Annotated in this window: 15 protein-coding genes; 5 read left to right on the forward strand and 10 right to left on the reverse strand. The window is 72.3% G+C overall.

Going from position 1 to position 16864, the window contains the following annotated elements; translation table 11 throughout:
- Both ACTHNQ_RS00895 and ACTHNQ_RS00900 read left to right on the forward strand, forming a co-directional pair.
- Window positions 1-633 (forward strand): FGGY-family carbohydrate kinase (locus tag ACTHNQ_RS00895; RefSeq protein ID WP_440330564.1); only part of this gene is annotated, 633 nt, incomplete at its 5' end.
- Window positions 630-1619, forward strand: coding sequence for a serine hydrolase domain-containing protein (locus tag ACTHNQ_RS00900; RefSeq protein WP_440330565.1), 990 nt, complete (start codon window positions 630-632; stop codon window positions 1617-1619). The genes ACTHNQ_RS00895 and ACTHNQ_RS00900, both read left to right, overlap by 4 nt.
- A gap of 32 nt (window positions 1620-1651) precedes the next feature.
- Here the strand turns inward: ACTHNQ_RS00900 and ACTHNQ_RS00905 are convergent, their stop codons facing one another.
- Complete coding sequence (locus tag ACTHNQ_RS00905; protein ID WP_440330566.1) at window positions 1652-2662, reverse strand: LacI family DNA-binding transcriptional regulator; 1011 nt, start codon at window positions 2660-2662, stop codon at window positions 1652-1654.
- A gap of 125 nt (window positions 2663-2787) precedes the next feature.
- Between ACTHNQ_RS00905 and ACTHNQ_RS00910 the strand changes: the two genes are divergently transcribed.
- Entirely contained in the window at window positions 2788-2934 is a 147-nt protein-coding gene (locus ACTHNQ_RS00910; protein WP_440330567.1) for a hypothetical protein, read from the forward strand.
- 14 nt (window positions 2935-2948) lie between these two features.
- Here the strand turns inward: ACTHNQ_RS00910 and ACTHNQ_RS00915 are convergent, their stop codons facing one another.
- From ACTHNQ_RS00915 to ACTHNQ_RS00925, 3 genes are read right to left on the reverse strand one after another with little or no spacing between them, the layout of a single operon-like run.
- A complete protein-coding gene (locus ACTHNQ_RS00915) occupies window positions 2949-3794 on the reverse strand; it encodes a transglutaminase family protein (RefSeq protein WP_440330568.1) in 846 nt (281 codons plus the stop codon).
- Complete coding sequence (locus ACTHNQ_RS00920; RefSeq protein ID WP_018173203.1) at window positions 3791-4723, reverse strand: alpha-E domain-containing protein; 933 nt, start codon at window positions 4721-4723, stop codon at window positions 3791-3793. Before ACTHNQ_RS00920 ends, ACTHNQ_RS00915 begins: the two co-directional genes overlap by 4 nt.
- On the reverse strand, window positions 4717-6396 hold the full coding sequence (locus ACTHNQ_RS00925) for a circularly permuted type 2 ATP-grasp protein (RefSeq protein WP_440330569.1): 1680 nt from the start codon (window positions 6394-6396) through the stop codon (window positions 4717-4719). The genes ACTHNQ_RS00920 and ACTHNQ_RS00925 overlap by 7 nt, the downstream gene beginning before the upstream one ends.
- Window positions 6397-6524: 128 nt before the next feature.
- On the opposite strand from ACTHNQ_RS00925, the gene ACTHNQ_RS00930 reads away from it, so the two are divergent.
- The gene (locus ACTHNQ_RS00930; protein WP_440330570.1) at window positions 6525-8126 is read left to right on the forward strand and encodes a molybdopterin-dependent oxidoreductase; all 1602 of its coding nucleotides are present in this window, start codon (window positions 6525-6527) and stop codon (window positions 8124-8126) included.
- Between the two features lie 138 nt (window positions 8127-8264).
- Window positions 8265-8948, forward strand: coding sequence for a FadR/GntR family transcriptional regulator (locus tag ACTHNQ_RS00935; protein ID WP_440330571.1), 684 nt, complete (start codon window positions 8265-8267; stop codon window positions 8946-8948).
- Window positions 8949-8958: 10 nt separating this feature from the next.
- On the opposite strand, the gene rocD is transcribed toward ACTHNQ_RS00935, so the two are convergent.
- From rocD to ACTHNQ_RS00965, 6 genes are all read right to left on the reverse strand, one after another.
- Window positions 8959-10152: an ornithine--oxo-acid transaminase gene (gene rocD / locus ACTHNQ_RS00940; protein WP_440330575.1), complete on the reverse strand. Its 1194-nt coding sequence runs from the start codon at window positions 10150-10152 to the stop codon at window positions 8959-8961.
- A gap of 46 nt (window positions 10153-10198) precedes the next feature.
- Window positions 10199-11080 carry a dimethylargininase gene (ddaH, locus tag ACTHNQ_RS00945; RefSeq protein WP_440330572.1) on the reverse strand — a complete coding sequence of 294 codons (882 nt, stop codon included), beginning with the start codon at window positions 11078-11080 and terminating at the stop codon, window positions 10199-10201.
- A gap of 162 nt (window positions 11081-11242) precedes the next feature.
- Window positions 11243-12256 carry an NAD(P)-dependent alcohol dehydrogenase gene (locus ACTHNQ_RS00950; protein ID WP_440330573.1) on the reverse strand — a complete coding sequence of 338 codons (1014 nt, stop codon included), beginning with the start codon at window positions 12254-12256 and terminating at the stop codon, window positions 11243-11245.
- A 1-nt stretch (window position 12257) separates the two neighbouring features.
- Window positions 12258-12473, reverse strand: coding sequence for a helix-turn-helix transcriptional regulator (locus ACTHNQ_RS00955; RefSeq protein ID WP_018173210.1), 216 nt, complete (start codon window positions 12471-12473; stop codon window positions 12258-12260).
- Window positions 12473-12907: a hypothetical protein gene (locus ACTHNQ_RS00960; protein ID WP_440330574.1), complete on the reverse strand. Its 435-nt coding sequence runs from the start codon at window positions 12905-12907 to the stop codon at window positions 12473-12475. The genes ACTHNQ_RS00955 and ACTHNQ_RS00960 overlap by 1 nt, the downstream gene beginning before the upstream one ends.
- Before the next feature lie 143 nt (window positions 12908-13050).
- Window positions 13051-16809, reverse strand: a complete 3759-nt coding sequence (locus ACTHNQ_RS00965) for a proline dehydrogenase family protein (RefSeq protein ID WP_440330576.1) — start codon at window positions 16807-16809, stop codon at window positions 13051-13053.
- Window positions 16810-16864 lie beyond the last annotated feature (55 nt).

Here is a 16864-nt window from a genome sequence, read left to right on the forward strand (position 1 = left end):
GAGCTCGATGCTCCCGTCGTCAGCGACGAAGCACGCGAGGCGAACTTCACCAACGAAGGGGGCGTCGACGGACGGGTGCGGTTCCTGCACAACGTCACGGGGCTCTGGCTACTCAGCGAAGCGGTGCGCACGTGGGAGACCGAGGACGGCGCCCGGATCGATCTGCCCGCCCTGCTGGCCGATGCCGCGGTGGTGACCGGCGGCATCCCGCTGTTCGACGCGAACGATCCCCGCCTCGCGGCGCCGGGAGACATGCCCGCCCGCATCGGCGCACTCATCGCCGAGTCCGGCACGGCGGTCCCGGCGACCCGTGCCGCGTTCGCCCGCGCCATCGTCGAGAGCATCGCCCAGGCGTTCGCCGACGCCGTAGCCACGGCCGCACACCTGACCGGACGCGACGTCGACGTCATCCACATCGTGGGCGGCGGCGCGCTCAACCGCCTGCTCTGCCAGGCCACCGCCGACCGGTCGGGTCTGCCCGTGCTCGCAGGGCCCGTCGAGGCCACTGCGCTCGGCAACGTGCTCGTGCAGGCCCGGGCGCACGGCTGGTTCGGACCCGACGCGACGCTGGAGGACCTGCGGCGCGCGGTCGCGGCATCCACCTCTCCCGAACGCTACGAGCCGCACGCGTGACCGGCTACGGGGCCGCGTGCGACTGGGCGCGCCGGCACGTCGAGGCCGGCCGGTTGCCGACGGCGGTGCTCGGTGTCGCGACCGCCGACGGCATCGTGGCGCTCGACGCGTTCGGCGCGACCGACGGCCGCCCCGCGCGCATCGACGACCCGTACTGGCTCTTCTCCATCACGAAGGTGCTGACGGGCCTCACCGCGGCGCGGGCGATCGAGCGGGGGCTGCTGACGACCGAGACGCCCCTGACCGGCGCGGTCCCCGGGTTCGGTGCCGGCCGCGACGACGTCGTGCGCCTGCGGCACCTGGTGAGCCACACCGCCGGCATCCCCGAGCCGCCGCTCGATCCCGTCGACGGGCTCGGCACCGCCCTGCGCGCACCCGGACGCGACTTCGCCGCCGGCACGGCCTCGCGCTACTCGACGGTGGCGTTCGAGGGCGTCGTCGAGCTGCTGCGCCGGATCGCCGGATGGGAGTGGGATGCCGACATCTCGGCGTGGTCGGCCGAGCTCGGCGGTGCGGGGTTCACGCTCGATCCGTCCGCTGGCCCCCACACGGTCGTGGATGCCGCCGCCTGCGGCATCGACATGGCACGACTGGCACGCGTCCGCAACGCCGGCGCCGGCCTCATCGGCACGGCCGGGGATCTGCTGGCGCTGGGTTCGGCGCTGCTGCGCATCGGACGCGGCGAGCGCGGCGGTCCCGTGCAGCCCGAGACGCTCGCCATGATGCGGCGACCGCTCACCGACGGCATCCCGCGGCTCGACCCGTACCCGGCCGCCTCCGGGCAGGACTGGGGCTTCACGTTCAACCTGCGCACCCGGGCACCGGGCCTCATCGATCGTGACGTGTACGGCCACGCCGGGTGGTCGGGCACCGAGTTCTGGGTGCACCCGACCGTCGGTGTCGCCTACGTGCTGCTGACGAACCAGGGCGTCCGCCCCGGTGTCGACGCCGACCAGCTCGACAACGCGGTCGTCTCGGGGGTCTGAGCCGAGCAGGCCCGTGGTCCGCGGCGCGGACGTCAGGCCTTCGGCGCCCTCGTCGACGTGCGGGGCTTGAGCTCGACCTCGAAGATCTCGTGCACGGCGGCGGTCCGGCCGGCGATGCGCTCCAGGATCAGCTCGACGGCGCGCGCGCCCATGCGCTCACCGGGCTGATCGACGCTCGTGAGACCGAGGGCGGGATGCGATGCCAGAGCGACGTCGTCATAGCCGATCACCGAGAGGTCGGCGCCGGCGTCGGCGATCGCGCGCATCGCGCCGAACGCCAGCTCGTCGTGCGCTGCGAACACCGCCGTGGCCCGGGTTCCGGCCTCGATCGCCCGCCGCGTTGCCTCGTACGCGGGGTCCTGGCCGTCCTCGGCGTTCCAGACCTCGGCCTCGTAGCCCCGCGCGGTCATCTCGGCCAGATACTCGCGCAGCCTCCCGCTGTGCGGGAACGGTGAGCTCGGGTCCTCCTCCATGAGCGTCAGGTGAGCGATCCGGGTGTGGCCGAGCCCGAAGAGGTGCTGCATCGCGAGCCGCGCACCGCCCAGGTCGTCTCCGGCGACGACGTCGTAGCGGTCGGAGGTGTCGAGGCGACCGAACATCACGAGCGGGACCGATGCCGCGATCCGTTCCAGCGCGCTCTCCTCGACGCGTGGCGACACCGCGATCAGCCCGTCCACCTGGCGGTCGACGAGCGCCTCCAGGGCGCGGAAGCCGTACCGGGTGCCGGTCTCGGCCGGGGCGAGGATGAGCTGGTACGGCGTGCCCTCCAGCGCGCGCGTCGCACCGCGCACGATCCGTGTGAAGAACTGGTTCGACAGGTCCGGCAGCTCGATGCCGATCGTGTAGGTGCGGCCCCGCATGCCGCGCGCCGCGATGCTCGGGCGGTAGTTCAGCTCCGTCATCGCAGCCGTCACCCGCGCGCGCATCGCGTCGCTCACGCCGTAGGCGTCGCGCAGCACCTTCGACACGGCCGCGCGCGACACGCCTGCGCGCGCGGCGACGTCTTCGATCGTCGCGCGGCGCGGGGGTCGGGCATCCGTCATTGTTCTCCTCGTGGACGGCTTCTGCAGTTGCAAACGTACCCCGGCCGGGCCCGCCGCCCCGTCCACGGCCGGGCGCCCGCGTCAAGGCCCTGTGCCGCCGCGGCGCACGGCGCGAACGTGGAGCCATGGACGAACGACGAGACGGCGGGAACAGCCCCCACGACGACAGCCCGACCGGCGGCGACGAGACCACCGAGGAGCAGCTCGACGCCGACAATCCGGCCGAAGAGGACACGCTCGAGACGCTCGACCCCGACGCTCCGCCGGCCTGACGCCGCGGACGGGGTCACGCCTCGCGCGTGATCGTCACCTTCACGTGCAGGTTGCTCTTGAACGGCCCTGCGTACACGCCCCGCAGCGGCGGAACGTCGCCGTAGTCGCGCCCGCGTCCCACCAGCACGTGACGGTCGCCGATCTCGATGTTGTTCGTGGGGTCGAAGCCCTGCCACTCCCCCGCGAACCACTCGACCCAGGCGTGCGACTCGCCCGTGACCGCGACGCCGACCTCGGCCGACGGACGCGGGTGCAGGTAGCCCGAGACGTAGCGTGCCGGGATGCCGACGGAGCGCAGGGCTCCCAGGGTGATGTGCGCCATGTCCTGGCAGACGCCCTTGCGGGCCTCCCACGCCTCGGCCGCGGTCGAGTGGACCCCGGTGACCCCGTACATGTACTCGACGGCATCCCCCACCGCGACCGAGATGGCGTGGGCGGCGCGGCCGGGGTGGTCGTGCCGCGAGGCGATCGAGCGGGCCAGCTCGGCGACCTCGTCGTGCGGGCGGGTGCGGTTCGTGAGCGAGAGCTGCTCGACGGTCTCGATGGAGCGGTTCGCCTCGCGCGCCAGCGCGTCCCACGTGATGTCGATGTGCTCCAGCGGCCGCGGACGCACCTCGACGAGCGAGCGCGCGGTGATCGACAGCGCCGAGTGCGGCGACAGCACGTCGAACGCGGCGACGCGCGTGCCGAAGTAGTCGACGTACTGGTTGACGGACGTCGACGGCTCGATGTCGAGCGAGGAGTTCAGCACGAACTGGCTGTCGGTCGAGACGGGCAGCATGCGCGCCTCGTTGTACGACGCGGTGACGTCGCCGCCGTAGCTGAAGCCGGTCTGGTGCTCGATGCGCAGGCGCTTCATGAGATCTCTCCGATCCAGCTCGGCTCGGCCTGCGTGGGGAAGAACCGCCCGCGGATCGCCTCGGATGCCTCGCGCGTGACCTGCTGCACGCGGTCCATGTGGGTGGGCAGCTCGCCGAGGATCTCGGAGATCGGCCGGTACTCCAGGTCGTTGCGGATCTGGCCCAGGGCGCGCAGCACCGTGTTCGAGTGCCCGACGCGGTCGGCGCGCGGGTCGATGGCGCTCATGCACTCCTCGGCGCGCTGGATCGAGTAGATGATCGACCGAGGGAACAGGCGGTCCAGCAGCAGGAACTCCGCCGCGTTGCGCGCGCTCGGCATGCCCCGGTACGTGCGCAGGTAGGCCTCGTAGGCGCCGCACGAGCGCAGGATCGTCGTCCACGACGGACCCGACGCCTCGGTGAGCGAGCGCGTGGCGAGCAGGCGCGCGGTCATGTCGGTGCGCTCGATGCTGCGGCCGAGCGTGAAGAACTGCCAGGCCTCGTCGCGGCTGGTGGAGGAGTCCTGGATGCCGACGGCCAGCGCCGCCCGTTCACGGACCCACTGGAAGAACTCGTGCACGCGGTCGTTCTGCAGGCGCCGCGGCATCCGTGCGTTCGTCGTGTTGAGGGTCTCCCACAGCTCGCTGGAGACGATCTCGCGCGCCCGGCGGGCGTTCTCGCGCGCGGCGGTGAGCGCGTAGGCGATGCTCGACGGGTTCATGCGGTCCACGGCCAGGCGCGACAGCACGTCCTCGCGGCGCACGTGCTCGACGCCCTCGGGCGGGAGCGAGCCCATGACGCTGAGCAGCGACCGGCACGCGGTGTCCTCGTCGATCCACGGGTCTTCGAGCAGGAGCTGCAGGTGGACGTCGAGGATGCGGGCGGTGCCGTCGCTGCGCTCGATGTAGCGCCCGATCCAGAACAGCGACTCGGCGATGCGGCTCAGCACGGCGCACCTCCGTCGTGCGCCTGCTGCTGCTGCTCATGCTGCGCGTGGGTGCCCCGGTCGGGGTCCTGCGGCGAGTGCGTCGGCTCGGTCTGCGCGTCGTAGATGATCGGGATGGCGGCGGTGACGTTCGCGGCCTGGTCGGCGACGAGCTCCGAGACCCCGCGGCCCTGGCCGTATTCGACGTTGCCGGGGGCGGAGCCGCCGACGATCCAGGTGTCCTTCGATCCGCCGCCCTGGCTGGAGTTCACCACGAGCTGCCCCTCCGGCAGCGCGACCCGGGTGAGGCCGCCGGGGAGCACCCAGATGTCTTCGCCGTCGTTCACGGCGAACGGGCGCAGGTCGGCGTGGCGCGGCCGCATCCCGTCCTCGACGAGGGTGGGGATCGTCGAGAGCATCACGACCGGCTGCGCGATCCAGCCGCGGGGGTCGGCGAGCAGCCGCTGCCGCAGCTTCTCCAGCTCGGCGGGCGATGCGTCCGGGCCCACGACGAGGCCCTTGCCGCCCGAGCCGTCGACGGGCTTCACGACGAGCTCGTCCAGACGGTCGAGCACCTCTTCGAGCGCACCCGGGTCTTCCAGGCGCCAGGTGTCGACGTTCTTGAGGATGGGCTCCTCGGCGAGGTAGTACCGGATGAGGTCGGGCACGTAGGTGTAGAGCAGCTTGTCGTCGGCGACGCCGTTGCCGACCGCGTTGGCGATCGTGACGTTGCCGAGCCGTGCGGCAAGCATGAGGCCCGGGGCCCCGAGCATCGAGTCGGCGCGGAACTGCAGCGGGTCGAGGAAGTCGTCGTCGACGCGGCGGTAGATGACGTCGACGCGCTTGGGACCGCGGGTGGTGCGCATGAACACCTTGCCGCCCACGCACAGCAGGTCTCGACCCTCGACGAGCTCGACGCCCATGAGCCGGGCCAGCAGCGTGTGCTCGAAGTAGGCGGAGTTGTAGACACCGGGCGTCAGCACGACGACGTTGGGGTCTTCGATGCCGGCGGGGGCCGACGCCCGCAGCGCGGCCAGGAGCTTGTTCGGGTAGTCGCCGACCGGGCGCACCCGCATCGAGACGAACAGCTCGGGGAGGGTCTGCGCCATCACCCGGCGGTTCGAGATGACGTAGCTGACGCCCGACGGCACCCGCACGTTGTCTTCGAGCACGCGCATCTCGCCGTGCTCGTCGCGGATGAGGTCGATTCCCGACACCTGGATCCGCACGCCGTTGGCGGGCTCGATGCCCGCGGCCTGTCGGTAGAAGTACTGCGAGCTGGAGATGAGCCGCGCCGGCAGCACCTCGTCGCGCACGCAGTGCTGATGCCCGTACGCGTCGGCGAGGAACGCCTCCAGGGCGCGCACGCGCTGCTTCACGCCCGCTTCGACGCGGGACCACTCGTCGAACTCGATGATGCGCGGCACCGCGTCGAGCGGGAACGGCCGCTCCTCGCCCGCGAAGTCGAACGTGACGCCCTGCGCGAGGTACGAGCTGGCGAGCGAATCGGTGCGTCCGCGCAGCTCCTCCTGCGTCATCTGCGCCAGCGCCTGATACAGCTCTCGATAGGCCTCGCGCGACTCAGCCAGTGCGCCGGGGTGGGCCGGGCTCCCGAACATCTCGTCGAACGCGGGAACCCCCGAGGGCGTCTTGCGCGGCGCGAGCGTCGAGCCGTAGCCGTCGAACAGATCACCCATGCGAAGAGCCTAGTGCGGCCCGGATTGCCGACATGTTTCGGGCACGTCCTGGCGCTCCCGGGCACTCGTAAGGGACTCGTAAGATCTCGAACGGTGCCCTCCGGCTCCGCGGATCGTACGCTGACTCCATGGCCGCGCCCCGCTCTGCTGCTCGCGTGCCGGCCCCGCTGGCAGGGCTGGCAGGGCTGGCAGGCGTCGCGGCGGTCATCGTCGGCGTCGGCCTCGGGGAGCTCACCGCGGCGGTCGTCGCGCCGACCGGCAGCCCGGTGGCCGCGATCGGCTCCGCCCTCATCGATCTCGCACCGTCATGGGCCAAAGACACCGCGATCGCCCTGTTCGGCACCGGCGACAAGGCGGCGCTCCTCACCGGCATCTCGATCGTGCTGCTCGTGCTCGCAGCGCTCGCGGGGTGGCTGGAGGCCCGGCGACCGCCGTGGGGTGCCGTGGTCGTCGCCGTGTTCGGCATCGGCGGCGCCGTCGTCGCCGCGACCCGCCCGGGTGCCGGCGGGCTGGCTTGGCTGCCCGCCCTCGTCGCGGGCGCCATCGGCGTGGTCGCTCTCCGGCTGCTGGTCAGGATGCTGCGCCCCCGAGCCGACCGTCGGCCCGCGCGTCCCGCCCCGGAGTCCGCCGGTGAATACGAGGGTGACACCAGCGAGACGCAGCCGAGCCGCCGGGCGTTCTTCGCCTGGGCCGGCGCGGCCACCGCCGTCGGGATCATCGCCGTCGCCGTCGGGGGCCTGCGCAGCGCGGCATCGTCCGGCGTGACCGCGGCGCGCCGCGCGCTGCGGCTGCCGCAGCCGGCGGTGGCGGCATCCCCCGTCCCCGCCGGAGCCGAACTCGACCTGCCCGGACTCGCCGACGTCGTCACGCCGAACTCCAGCTTCTACCGCATCGACACCGCGCTCATCGTGCCCGAGGTCGACCCGGCGGACTGGCGGCTGCGGATCCACGGCATGGTCGCGCACGAGGTCGAGCTGACGTGGGACGAGTTGCTCGCCCTACCGCTGCAGGAGTCGTGGACCACGCTCACGTGCGTGTCGAATGAGGTCGGCGGCGACCTCATCGGCAACGCCCGCTGGCTCGGGTACCCGCTGCGCGAGCTGCTCGCCCGCGCGCAGCCGACCGCCGACGCCGACATGGTGCTGTCGCGGTCGGTGGACGGGTTCACGGCATCCAGTCCCCTCGAAGCGCTCACCGACGGACGCGACGCGATCCTCGCCGTCGGCATGAACGGCGAGCCGCTGCCGCTGGAGCACGGCTTCCCGGTGCGCATGGTGGTGCCGGGGCTGTACGGGTACGTGTCGGCGACGAAGTGGGTCGTCGACCTGGAGGTCACCCGCTTCGACCGGGCGCGCGCGTACTGGACCGACCGCGGCTGGTCCGAGCGCGGGCCGATCAAGCTCCAGTCCCGCATCGACGTGCCGCGACGCGGGCAGGGGCTCAAAGCCGGCGAGGTGATGATCGCCGGGGTGGCCTGGCAGCAGCAGGTCGGCATCGAGGCGGTCGAGGTGCGCATCGACGAGGGCGAATGGATGCCGGCGACGCTGGCCGCCGCCATCTCGGACGACACGTGGGTGCAGTGGAGCCTGCCGTGGACCGCCGAGAAGGGCGACCACGTCATCCAGTGCCGGGCGACGAGCAAGGCCGGGGAGGTGCAGACCGACGCGGTCGCGCCGCCGGCGCCCGACGGGGCGACCGGGTGGCATTGGCGGACGGTCTCGGTCTTCTGACGCCTGTGGGCGCCGCCGCACGGGCGGATATGTGCAGGTGCTCGCCGATTTCGAGAACCGGACACACATGACCGGCGCGCCCGATAGCATGCCGTGAGGACCGGCTGCTGGGGAGGCGCCGGCGCCGGGGAGGTTTGGGTGCCTGATCCGTTGGAGCTTCTCGTCGCGCGTCTGCTCGAGCTCGCGACGATCGACGAGGTGACCGGCATGCGACGTCTGCCGCCCGAGCGCGAGCTGTGCGATGCCCTCGGCATGAGCCGGGGCACCCTGCGCGAGCAGCTCGCCGTCCTCGAGCGTCTCGGCTTCATCACCCGCACGCAGGGCCGTGGCACGTTCCTGAGCAGCCCGTCGTACGACTTCGTGCGCACGTTCTTCGCGATCTCCCGAGAGCTCGGGCACCTCACCGACGACGAGTTCTCGGAGTCGCGCGTGCTGCTCGAAGAGGCGCTCGCCGAGGCGGCCGCTCGCCGGGCGACACCCGACGAGGTCGCCGAGCTGCGCGCCGTGGTCGACCGCATGGTCGCCTCGCAGGCTGCGGGCGACTCCGTCGATGCGCACGAGGCCGATGTCGCGTTCCACCGCCGGCTGCAGACCGTGGTCGACAACTCGGTGCTGCAGTTCCTCCACGAGGGGCTCAGCCACCTGCTGCGCGACGACATAGCCGCGCGACGGCTCGCCGTCGCCGAGGCGCCCGAGGACGCCCGCACCGACAGCATCCACTACGACATCGTCGACGCGATCGCCGCCGGCGATCCGGCGGGCGCCCGTCACGCGATGCGCCGCCACTTCGGCGGTCGCGCCCCGGGCACCCGCTCGGCCTGACCGGGCCGGTTCAGGCCGAGAGCACCGTCCGCAGCTGCTCGACCGCCCAGTCGAGCTCGGTCGCACGGATGACGAGCGGCGGCGCGATGCGGATCGTCTGCCCGTGGGTGTCCTTGGCGAGCACGCCGCGGGCGATGAGACGCTCCGCGATCTCGCGGCCGGTGCCGACGGCGGGGTCGATGTCGACGCCCGCCCACAGTCCGGCGACGCGCACCGCGGTGACCCCCTCGCCGATGAGCTCCCGGAGCTTCGCCTCGAGATGCTCGCCCAGCAGCTTCGCGCGGTTCTGGAACTCGCCGGTCTGCAGCATCTCCACGACGCGCAGGCCCACGGCCGCGGCCAGCGGGTTGCCGCCGAACGTCGAGCCGTGCTCGCCCGGGTTGATCACACCGAGCACGTCGCGGTCGGCGGCGACGGCCGAGACGGGAAGGATGCCGCCGCCCAGCGCCTTGCCGAGCAGATAGACGTCGGGCACGACGCCCTCGCGATCGCACGCGAAGGTCTCGCCGACGCGGCCGAGGCCGGACTGGATCTCATCGGCGATGAACAGCACGCCGCGGGCCGTGCAGATCTCGCGCACTGCACGCAGGTAGCCCTCCGGCGGCAGGATGACCCCCGCCTCGCCCTGAATGGGTTCGATGAGCACGGCGACCGTCTCGGGGGTGATCGCCGCCTCGATCGCGGAGGCGTCGCCGAACGGCACCGACACGAAGCCGGGGGCGAACGGACCGAATCCGTCGCGGGCCGATGCGTCGTCGCTGAAGCCGACGATCGTGGTCGTGCGGCCGTGGAAGTTGCCGTGCGCGACGACGATGGTCGCGGCATCAGCCGGCACACCCTTGACGCGGTAGCCCCACGCGCGGGCGACCTTGATGCCGGTCTCGACGGCCTCGGCGCCCGTGTTCATCGGCAGCACGAGGTCCTTGCCGCACAGCTCTGCGAGAGCCGCCGCGAACGGGCCGAGGCGGTCGTTGTGGTACGCGCGGCTCGTGAGCGTCAGACGGGTCAGCTGCTCCTGCGCGGCGGCGAGGATCGCAGGATGCCCGTGCCCGAAGTTCAGGGCCGAGTACGCCGACAGCAGGTCGAGGTAGCGCTTGCCCTCGACATCGGTCACCCACGCGCCCTCGCCGCGCGAGACCACGACCGGCAGCGGGTGGTAGTTGTGCGCGAGGTGCTCGTCCTCAGCGGCGATGATGCGGACCATCGCGGCGTCGCTCGTCAGGTTGGGGGTGCTCACGAGGTTCCTCCGATCAGCGCCGCAGCTCGAGCGTGCAGCACTTGATGCCGCCGCCGCCGAGCAGCAGCTCCGACAGGTCGACGAGCACCGGGTTGTAGCCGCGCTCGCGCAGCTGCGCCTCGAAGCCGGTCGCACGCGGCGAGATGATGACGTTGCGGCCGTCGCTGGCCGAGTTGAGCCCGAACACGGCGCCGTCGGCGTCGGCGACCTTGATGGCCTCGGGGTACCGCTCGGCGAGGATCGCCTGGCTGCGCTCGTCGAAGGCGTGCTCCAGGTACGCGATGTTGGCCTTCTCGACGCCTCCCGGGCCCTCGACGGGGTCGAGCACCGAGATGGCCGTGTCGAGGTGGTAGAAGCGCGGGTCGACGAGGGTGAGGCTCACGACCTCCTTGCCGAACACGTCCGCGAGCTCGCGGTGGCTGTCGCCGGTCGAGCGGAACCCGGTGCCGGCGAGGATGGTGTCGCCGACGAGCAGGAAGTCGCCCTCGCCTTCGTTCACCTCGACGGGCTCCGCGACCTCGAAGCCGTTGTCGCGGAACCACTCCATGAACGCGGGGCCCTCGGGCACGCGCTCCTGGTAGCGGAACTTCGCACCGTAGGCGACGCCGCCGATCACGAAGCCGCCGTTGGCCGTGTAGACCATGTCGGGAAGACCGGGGATCGGGTCGATCAGCTGCACGTCGTGCCCGAGCGCGAGGTAGGTGTCGTACAGCGTCTGCCACTGCCGGACCGCCAGATCGGTGTCGGTCGGGTTGGCCGGCTCCATCCACGGGTTGATCTTGTAGCTCACCGTGAAGTGCTCGGGGCGGCACATCAGGTAGCTGCGGTGCTGCGCGATCCGGCTGGCGGCCGCCGACTCGGTCGAAGCGGGTGCGGGGGCGATGTCGTTGGACATGTGTCTCCTTGCGAAGTGCGGCGGACGCTGTCCAGAGGCCCGGCGGCTCCGCCTCACTCGGTCCAGAGCTTGACGAAGAGCAGTCCCGGGCACGCCGCATCCATTCTCTCACGCCGGCTGGGCCCCGCCTGGGAACCGGAGGACGATTCGGGATGCCGCGCCTCAGCCCGCGAGCACCACGATCTTGCCCGTCACGTGGCCGTCGGCGACCTCGGCGAGCGCGTCGCCCGCGTCAGCGAACGGCGCGGTGCGGGCGATGACAGGATGCAGCCCGCCGGCGGCGGTGAGCGCCAGCAGCTGCGCGAGCACATGGGGCTTCGGTGTCGCCGCCAGGGGCACGAGCGGACGCTTCGACCCGATCGAGAGCAGTGCGGCGCGCAGCAGGCGGCCGATCGGCCCGAGCACGCGCCCGCCCTCGCCCGACACCAGCACGACCCGCCCGCCGTCGCGCACGAGGCGCCGCAGCGCCCGCAGCGGAGCGGTGCCGGCGATGTCGAGCACCGCGTCGAACCCGTCGCCGAGTTCGGGGCTCCCCGGCTGCACGCGGCGGTAGTCGAAGGTGCGGGCGGCGCCGAGCGATTCGACGAGCGCCCGGTTGCGGTCGCCGCACAGGGCCCACACCTCGGCGCCGCGCTGCGCGGCGAGCTGCACGGCGAACGTGCCGACCCCGCCCGAGGCCCCGATCACGAGCACGCGCGGGGGCGCCTCCCCCGTCGATGCGATCCGGGCCTTCTCGAGCGCCTGCCATGCCGTGCCCGCCGCGACCGGCAAGGATGCCGCGAGCACGGGGGCGACGTCGTCCGGACGGCGCACCAGCCGTTCGGCGGGAGCGAGGGCGAACCGTCCGAGCCCGCCACCGGGCAGTTCGCCGACGACCTCGTCGCCGACCGCGATCCCGGTGACGCCGTCGCCGACGGCGACGACGGTGGCGGCGGCATCCATTCCCCGCACGGGCTGCCGCGGCCGACCGACGCCGAACGCGAGGCGGACGAGCAGCGGCTCGCCGCGCATGACGCGCACGTCGCCGTTGTTGAGTCCGGTGGCCCGCAGACGCACGAGCACCTGGCCGCGCCCAGGCGTCGGCACCGGGACGCTGTCGAGGGTCACCGCATCCGCTTCGCCGTAGCGGCGCTGGCGCCATGCGGGCATGGTCTGGGTCGTCGTCGTGGTGGACATGTCACTCCCCCGGGTAGTCGAAGAGGTCGTCGAGCCCGACACCGAAGGCGCGGGCGAGCTGGAAGGCGAGTTCGAGGCTGGGCGAATAGCGCCCCTGCTCGATCGCGATGAGGGTCTGCCGCGTGACGCCCACGGTGCGGGCGAGGTCGGCCTGCGTCATGCCCGCGGCCTCGCGCGTGGCACGGATGGAGTTGGTGACCCGCGTGGGCTTGACCATCAGACGAGCCCGTGGCGGTAGGCGATCACGCTCGCGACACCGCCGACGACCGACGAGAGCGCGAACCCGAAGAACATGGTGTGGGCGATCCAGAACCAGTCCGCCTGGAACGCGCACAGCACGATCACCCCGAGGCCCGCGATGACGAGGAACGCCTGCCCCACCCGCGTCGACATGTGCGCGATGTCGCGGTCGCGCTGGTCGCTCTTGCCGACGCCGTCGGGATCCTTCGCGCCGCTGACGATGCCCCACACGATGCTGACCGCGATGGTGACCACGATGCCGGCGCCGATGGTCCACAGCATGATCGGCACCCAGTCGACCTCGACGAGCGGTCCGCCGTCCGCCTGCTGCAGCACGACCACGACGTACACCGTGATCGCGATGATGCTGACGATGAGCCCCGCCCACACGTTGCGCTCTTCGTAGGCCATGATGCCGCCCCTCGTGTAAAGAATCTTTGACACGAGCAAGGTACGCCGCCGCACGCGGCGATGTCAAGGATTCTTTACATCACCGCGCACGGCGAAGGTGACCGGATGCCGGGGCGCCCGGCATCGGCTCGTCGACAGGCAGATCAGATCACCGATTCGCTCCAGGGGTCGGGGTTGCCGAAGCGGTGGGCGGTGATCGTGACGGATTGCTCGTGGAGGAAGGGCAGCAGCTCGAGGCGGCCGGCGGTCGTGACCTCGTTGTCGTAGACGGCGAGATCCGGGTCGCCGCCGACGGCGGAGGCGACGAGGGCGTGCAGGGCCGCGACCGACTCGGCCTGACCGATGAGGCGCACGCGATCGGGACGAGGCGCCGGCGCCTCGTCGGCGACGGCGTCGAGCAGGTCGTCGGGTGCGGTGATGCGCTGCAGCCATTGCTCGTCGGACTCGACGTAGACGGCGACCCCTTCGTCGGCGAGCACGCGGCGCACCGCGGCGGGCAGTCCGACCGGAGCGCTGAGCGTCAGCGTCGACCCCGCGCGCAGACCGGCGACCACCACGCGCAGCACCGCCTGCCAGGACGCGTCGGCGGTCGCCCGCAGCGCCACCGACCCGATGGGCCGGTAGCGGAACAGGTTGCGCTCGACGCCGAGCCCCGAGACGTCCTTCACCTGGCCGAACTCGCGGTCCCACGCGATCGCGTCCGACAGCGCGCCGCGGCGCAGCCACTCGAACGCCTCGTAATCCAGCGACGGCTGCGCGGCCTCGATGAGCGAGGCGATGCGCGTGTCGAGTCCCCGCAGATGCAGGGTGGCGGATGCCGGAGAGCCGGAGGTCGCGCGCCACCGGCCGAGTCCCACGAGGTAGTTGGGCCCGCCGGCCTTCGCGCCGGCGCCGACCGACGAGCGCTTCCAGCCGCCGAAGGGCTGCCGCTGCACGATGGCGCCGGTGATGCCGCGGTTGACGTAGAGGTTGCCCGCCTCGACACGGTCGAGCCAGAGTGCGAGGTCGTCGGGGTTCTGCGTGTAGAGGCCTGCGGTGAGGCCGTAGGCGACCGCGTTCTGCAGCTCGATCGCGTGCGACAGCGACGTCGCGTGCATGACGCCGAGCACCGGGCCGAAGAACTCCTCGTGGTGGAAGCGCGAACCAGGCTGCACGCCGACGCGGATGCCGGGGCTCCACAGCCGCCCGCGGTACTCGGGCGCGCCCTCCACGCGACGCGGCTCGACGAGCCACTGCTCACCCTCGTCGAGGGTGGTGAGCGCCCACTCCAGCTTGCCGCGCGGAACCTCGACGACGGGGCCCACCTCGCTGAGCGGATCGGACGGGGGGCCGACCCGCAGGGAGTTCGCGGCATCCACGAGCTGCCGGGCGAAGCGGCGCGAGTGCCCGACGGGGCCGACCAGGATCGCGAGCGAGGCGGCCGAGCACTTCTGGCCCGCGTGGCCGAACGCGCTCTTGATCAGATCGGATGCCGCCAGGTCGAGGTCTGCCGTCGGCATGACGATCATGGCGTTCTTGCCGCTGGTCTCGGCCAGCAGCGGCAGATCGGGCCGCCATGAACGGAACAGCGCGGCGGTCTCCCACGAGCCGGTGAGGATGACGCGGTCCACGGCCGGGTGCGACACGAGCGTCTGGCCGAGTCCGCCTTCGTCGATGTCGACCAGGGCGAGCACCTCGCGGGGCACCCCGGCCTCCCACAGCGCCTCGGCCACGACAGCGGCGCAGCGCCGGGCCTGCGGGGCGGGCTTGAACACGACGCCCGAGCCCGCGGCGAGCGCGGCCAGCACTCCGCCGGCAGGGATCGCGATCGGGAAGTTCCACGGCGGCGTCACGACGGTGAGCCGCGCCGGCTCGAACACGGCACCGCTCACGCTGTCGAGTTCGCGGGCGGTGGCGGCGTAGTAGTTCGCGAAGTCGACGGCCTCGCTGACCTCGACGTCGGCCTCGGCGAACACCTTGCCCGTCTCGGACGCGGCGACCTCGATGAGCTCGCCGCGGCGCGCCTCCAGCGCGCGGGCGGCCGCGGTCAGCACGCCCGACCGCTCGGCCGCGGGCAGCGCGCCCCATACGGCGGCCGCATCCGTCACCTGGGCGATGATCGCCTGCAGCTGCGGTTCGTCGTCGACGCGTGCGGCGGCGATGGTGGCGTCGCCCGCACGGGACGTCTCGATGCGCTGCAGGATCCGGCGCGCCCAGGTGCGGTTCGCGGGCAGGGCCGGGTCGCTGTCGGGGGTGTTGCGGAAGCCGGGGGCGCCGGCGGACCGGGCGTCGGTCTGGCGCGGCGCGAACACCGCCGTCTCGACGAAGGCCTCGGCGCCGAACACCTGCTCGGGGACGGCGGGCTCCACCGGCGCGGTGTCGGTAGAGGTGGCCGACCGTGCGATGCCGATCACGGCCTGGGTGAGCCCCGCGTCGTCGCCCGAAGCGGCCGCGCGGCGCAGCCGCGCCCGGGTGCGCGGCGACTCCTCGCCGTCGGCTCCGGCGGGCCCCGACAGCGCGGCGGCCTCGGCGACGCGGTCCTGCTCGCGCTTCGGCCCGATGTCGAGGGCGGGATCGTCGGCGCGGGCGAGCGACGCGATGAAGCGGTCGCGCTCGCGGGCGAACATCGCCGGGTCGTCGGCGAGGTCGAACGCCGCAGAGAGGAAGTTGTCACTCGACGCGTTCTCTTCCAGACGCCGCACGAGGTAGCTGATGGCGACGTCGAACTCGTCGGGCCGCACGACCGGCACGTACAGCAGCACGTGGCCGACCTCGCGGGTGACCGCGGCCACCTGCCCCTGCGCCATGCCGAGCAGCATCTCGAACTCGACATCGGCGCGCACGCCGGTGATGCCCGCGAGGAGCCACGCGTACGCGATGTCGAAGAGGTTGTGCCCGGCGACGCCGATCCGCACGGCGCGGGTGTGCGCGGAATCGAGCGCGTAGCGCAGGCACCGCACGTAGTTGGCGTCGGAGTCGACCTTCGCGTCGTAGGTGGCGAGCGTCCACCCGTGCATGACGGCATCCACTCGCTCCATCGCGAGGTTCGCGCCTTTCACGAGCCGCACCTTGATGCGTGCACCGCCGGCGTCGACGCGCTGCTGCGCCCATGCCGTCAGGCGCTCCAGCGCCGGCAGGGCGTCGGGCAGGTAGGCCTGCAGCACGATGCCCGCCTCGAGCAGCCGCAGCCCGGGATCCTCGAGCAGACGGGTGAAGACCGCGATCGTGAGGTCGAGGTCGCGGTACTCCTCCATGTCGAGGTTGATGAACGTCCCGTCGCCGGCGGCCGTGAGGTACAGCGGGCGCAGGCGCTCCACCACCTTGTCGACGACCTCGTCGAACGCCCACATCGAGATGTGGCTGGCGATCGCCGACACCTTGACCGACACGTAGTCGACGTCGGGTCGGCGGATGAGTTCGTGGATGCCGTCCAGCCGGCGCAGCGCCTCGTCCTCGCCGAGCACCGCCTCGCCGAGCAGGTTCAGGTTCAGTCGTGCACCGCCGGCGCGCAGCTGCTCGATCGCGGCGCCGAGCTTGTCGGGCCGCGCGTCGACCACGAGGTGCCCGACCATCTCGCGCAGCACCCGCCGCGCGATGGGCACGACGGGCGTCGGCAGCACGGGCGCCACGGCACCGCCCACCCGGACGGCCGAGCGCAGGTACCACGGCAGAAAGCCCGGGACGAGCGGCGCGACGCGGTTCAGGTGGGATGCGGCCGCCGACAGGCTCTCGGGGCGCATGACGCCGTCGACGAACCCGATCGTGAACGGCAGCCCGTTCGGGTCCTTCAGCACGCCGGCGAGACGCTCGGCAGCGGGGTCGGCCTCGACCTCTGCACTCTCGACGGTCCAGCGCTGGGCCAGCGCCACGGCTTCGTCGGTCAGACGGCGCTCGGTCTCGGGATCCCTGCGCACTTCGCTCACTTCTTCGTTCACCTCTGCGTTCACGTGTGTGACTCCAGCCTGCACCTCTTCGTGC

Origin of the sequence: Microbacterium sp. (assembly GCF_051953575.1) — a bacterium.
Taxonomy (GTDB): Bacteria; Actinomycetota; Actinomycetes; order Actinomycetales; family Microbacteriaceae; genus Microbacterium.

Excerpts from the sequence above, each read along its gene's own strand:
- ACTHNQ_RS00925 (WP_440330569.1), bottom strand. The coding sequence starts at position 6,396 with ATGGGTGATCTGTTCGACGGCTACGGCTCGACGCTCGCGCCGCGCAAG.
- ACTHNQ_RS00910 (WP_440330567.1), top strand. The coding sequence starts at position 2,788 with ATGGACGAACGACGAGACGGCGGGAACAGCCCCCACGACGACAGCCCG.
- ACTHNQ_RS00950 (WP_440330573.1), bottom strand. The coding sequence starts at position 12,256 with ATGTCCACCACGACGACGACCCAGACCATGCCCGCATGGCGCCAGCGC.
- ACTHNQ_RS00930 (WP_440330570.1), top strand. The coding sequence starts at position 6,525 with ATGGCCGCGCCCCGCTCTGCTGCTCGCGTGCCGGCCCCGCTGGCAGGG.
- ACTHNQ_RS00915 (WP_440330568.1), bottom strand. The coding sequence starts at position 3,794 with ATGAAGCGCCTGCGCATCGAGCACCAGACCGGCTTCAGCTACGGCGGC.
- ACTHNQ_RS00955 (WP_018173210.1), bottom strand. The coding sequence starts at position 12,473 with ATGGTCAAGCCCACGCGGGTCACCAACTCCATCCGTGCCACGCGCGAG.
- ACTHNQ_RS00905 (WP_440330566.1), bottom strand. The coding sequence starts at position 2,662 with ATGACGGATGCCCGACCCCCGCGCCGCGCGACGATCGAAGACGTCGCC.
- rocD (WP_440330575.1), bottom strand. The coding sequence starts at position 10,152 with ATGGTCCGCATCATCGCCGCTGAGGACGAGCACCTCGCGCACAACTAC.
- ACTHNQ_RS00960 (WP_440330574.1), bottom strand. The coding sequence starts at position 12,907 with ATGGCCTACGAAGAGCGCAACGTGTGGGCGGGGCTCATCGTCAGCATC.
- ddaH (WP_440330572.1), bottom strand. The coding sequence starts at position 11,080 with ATGTCCAACGACATCGCCCCCGCACCCGCTTCGACCGAGTCGGCGGCC.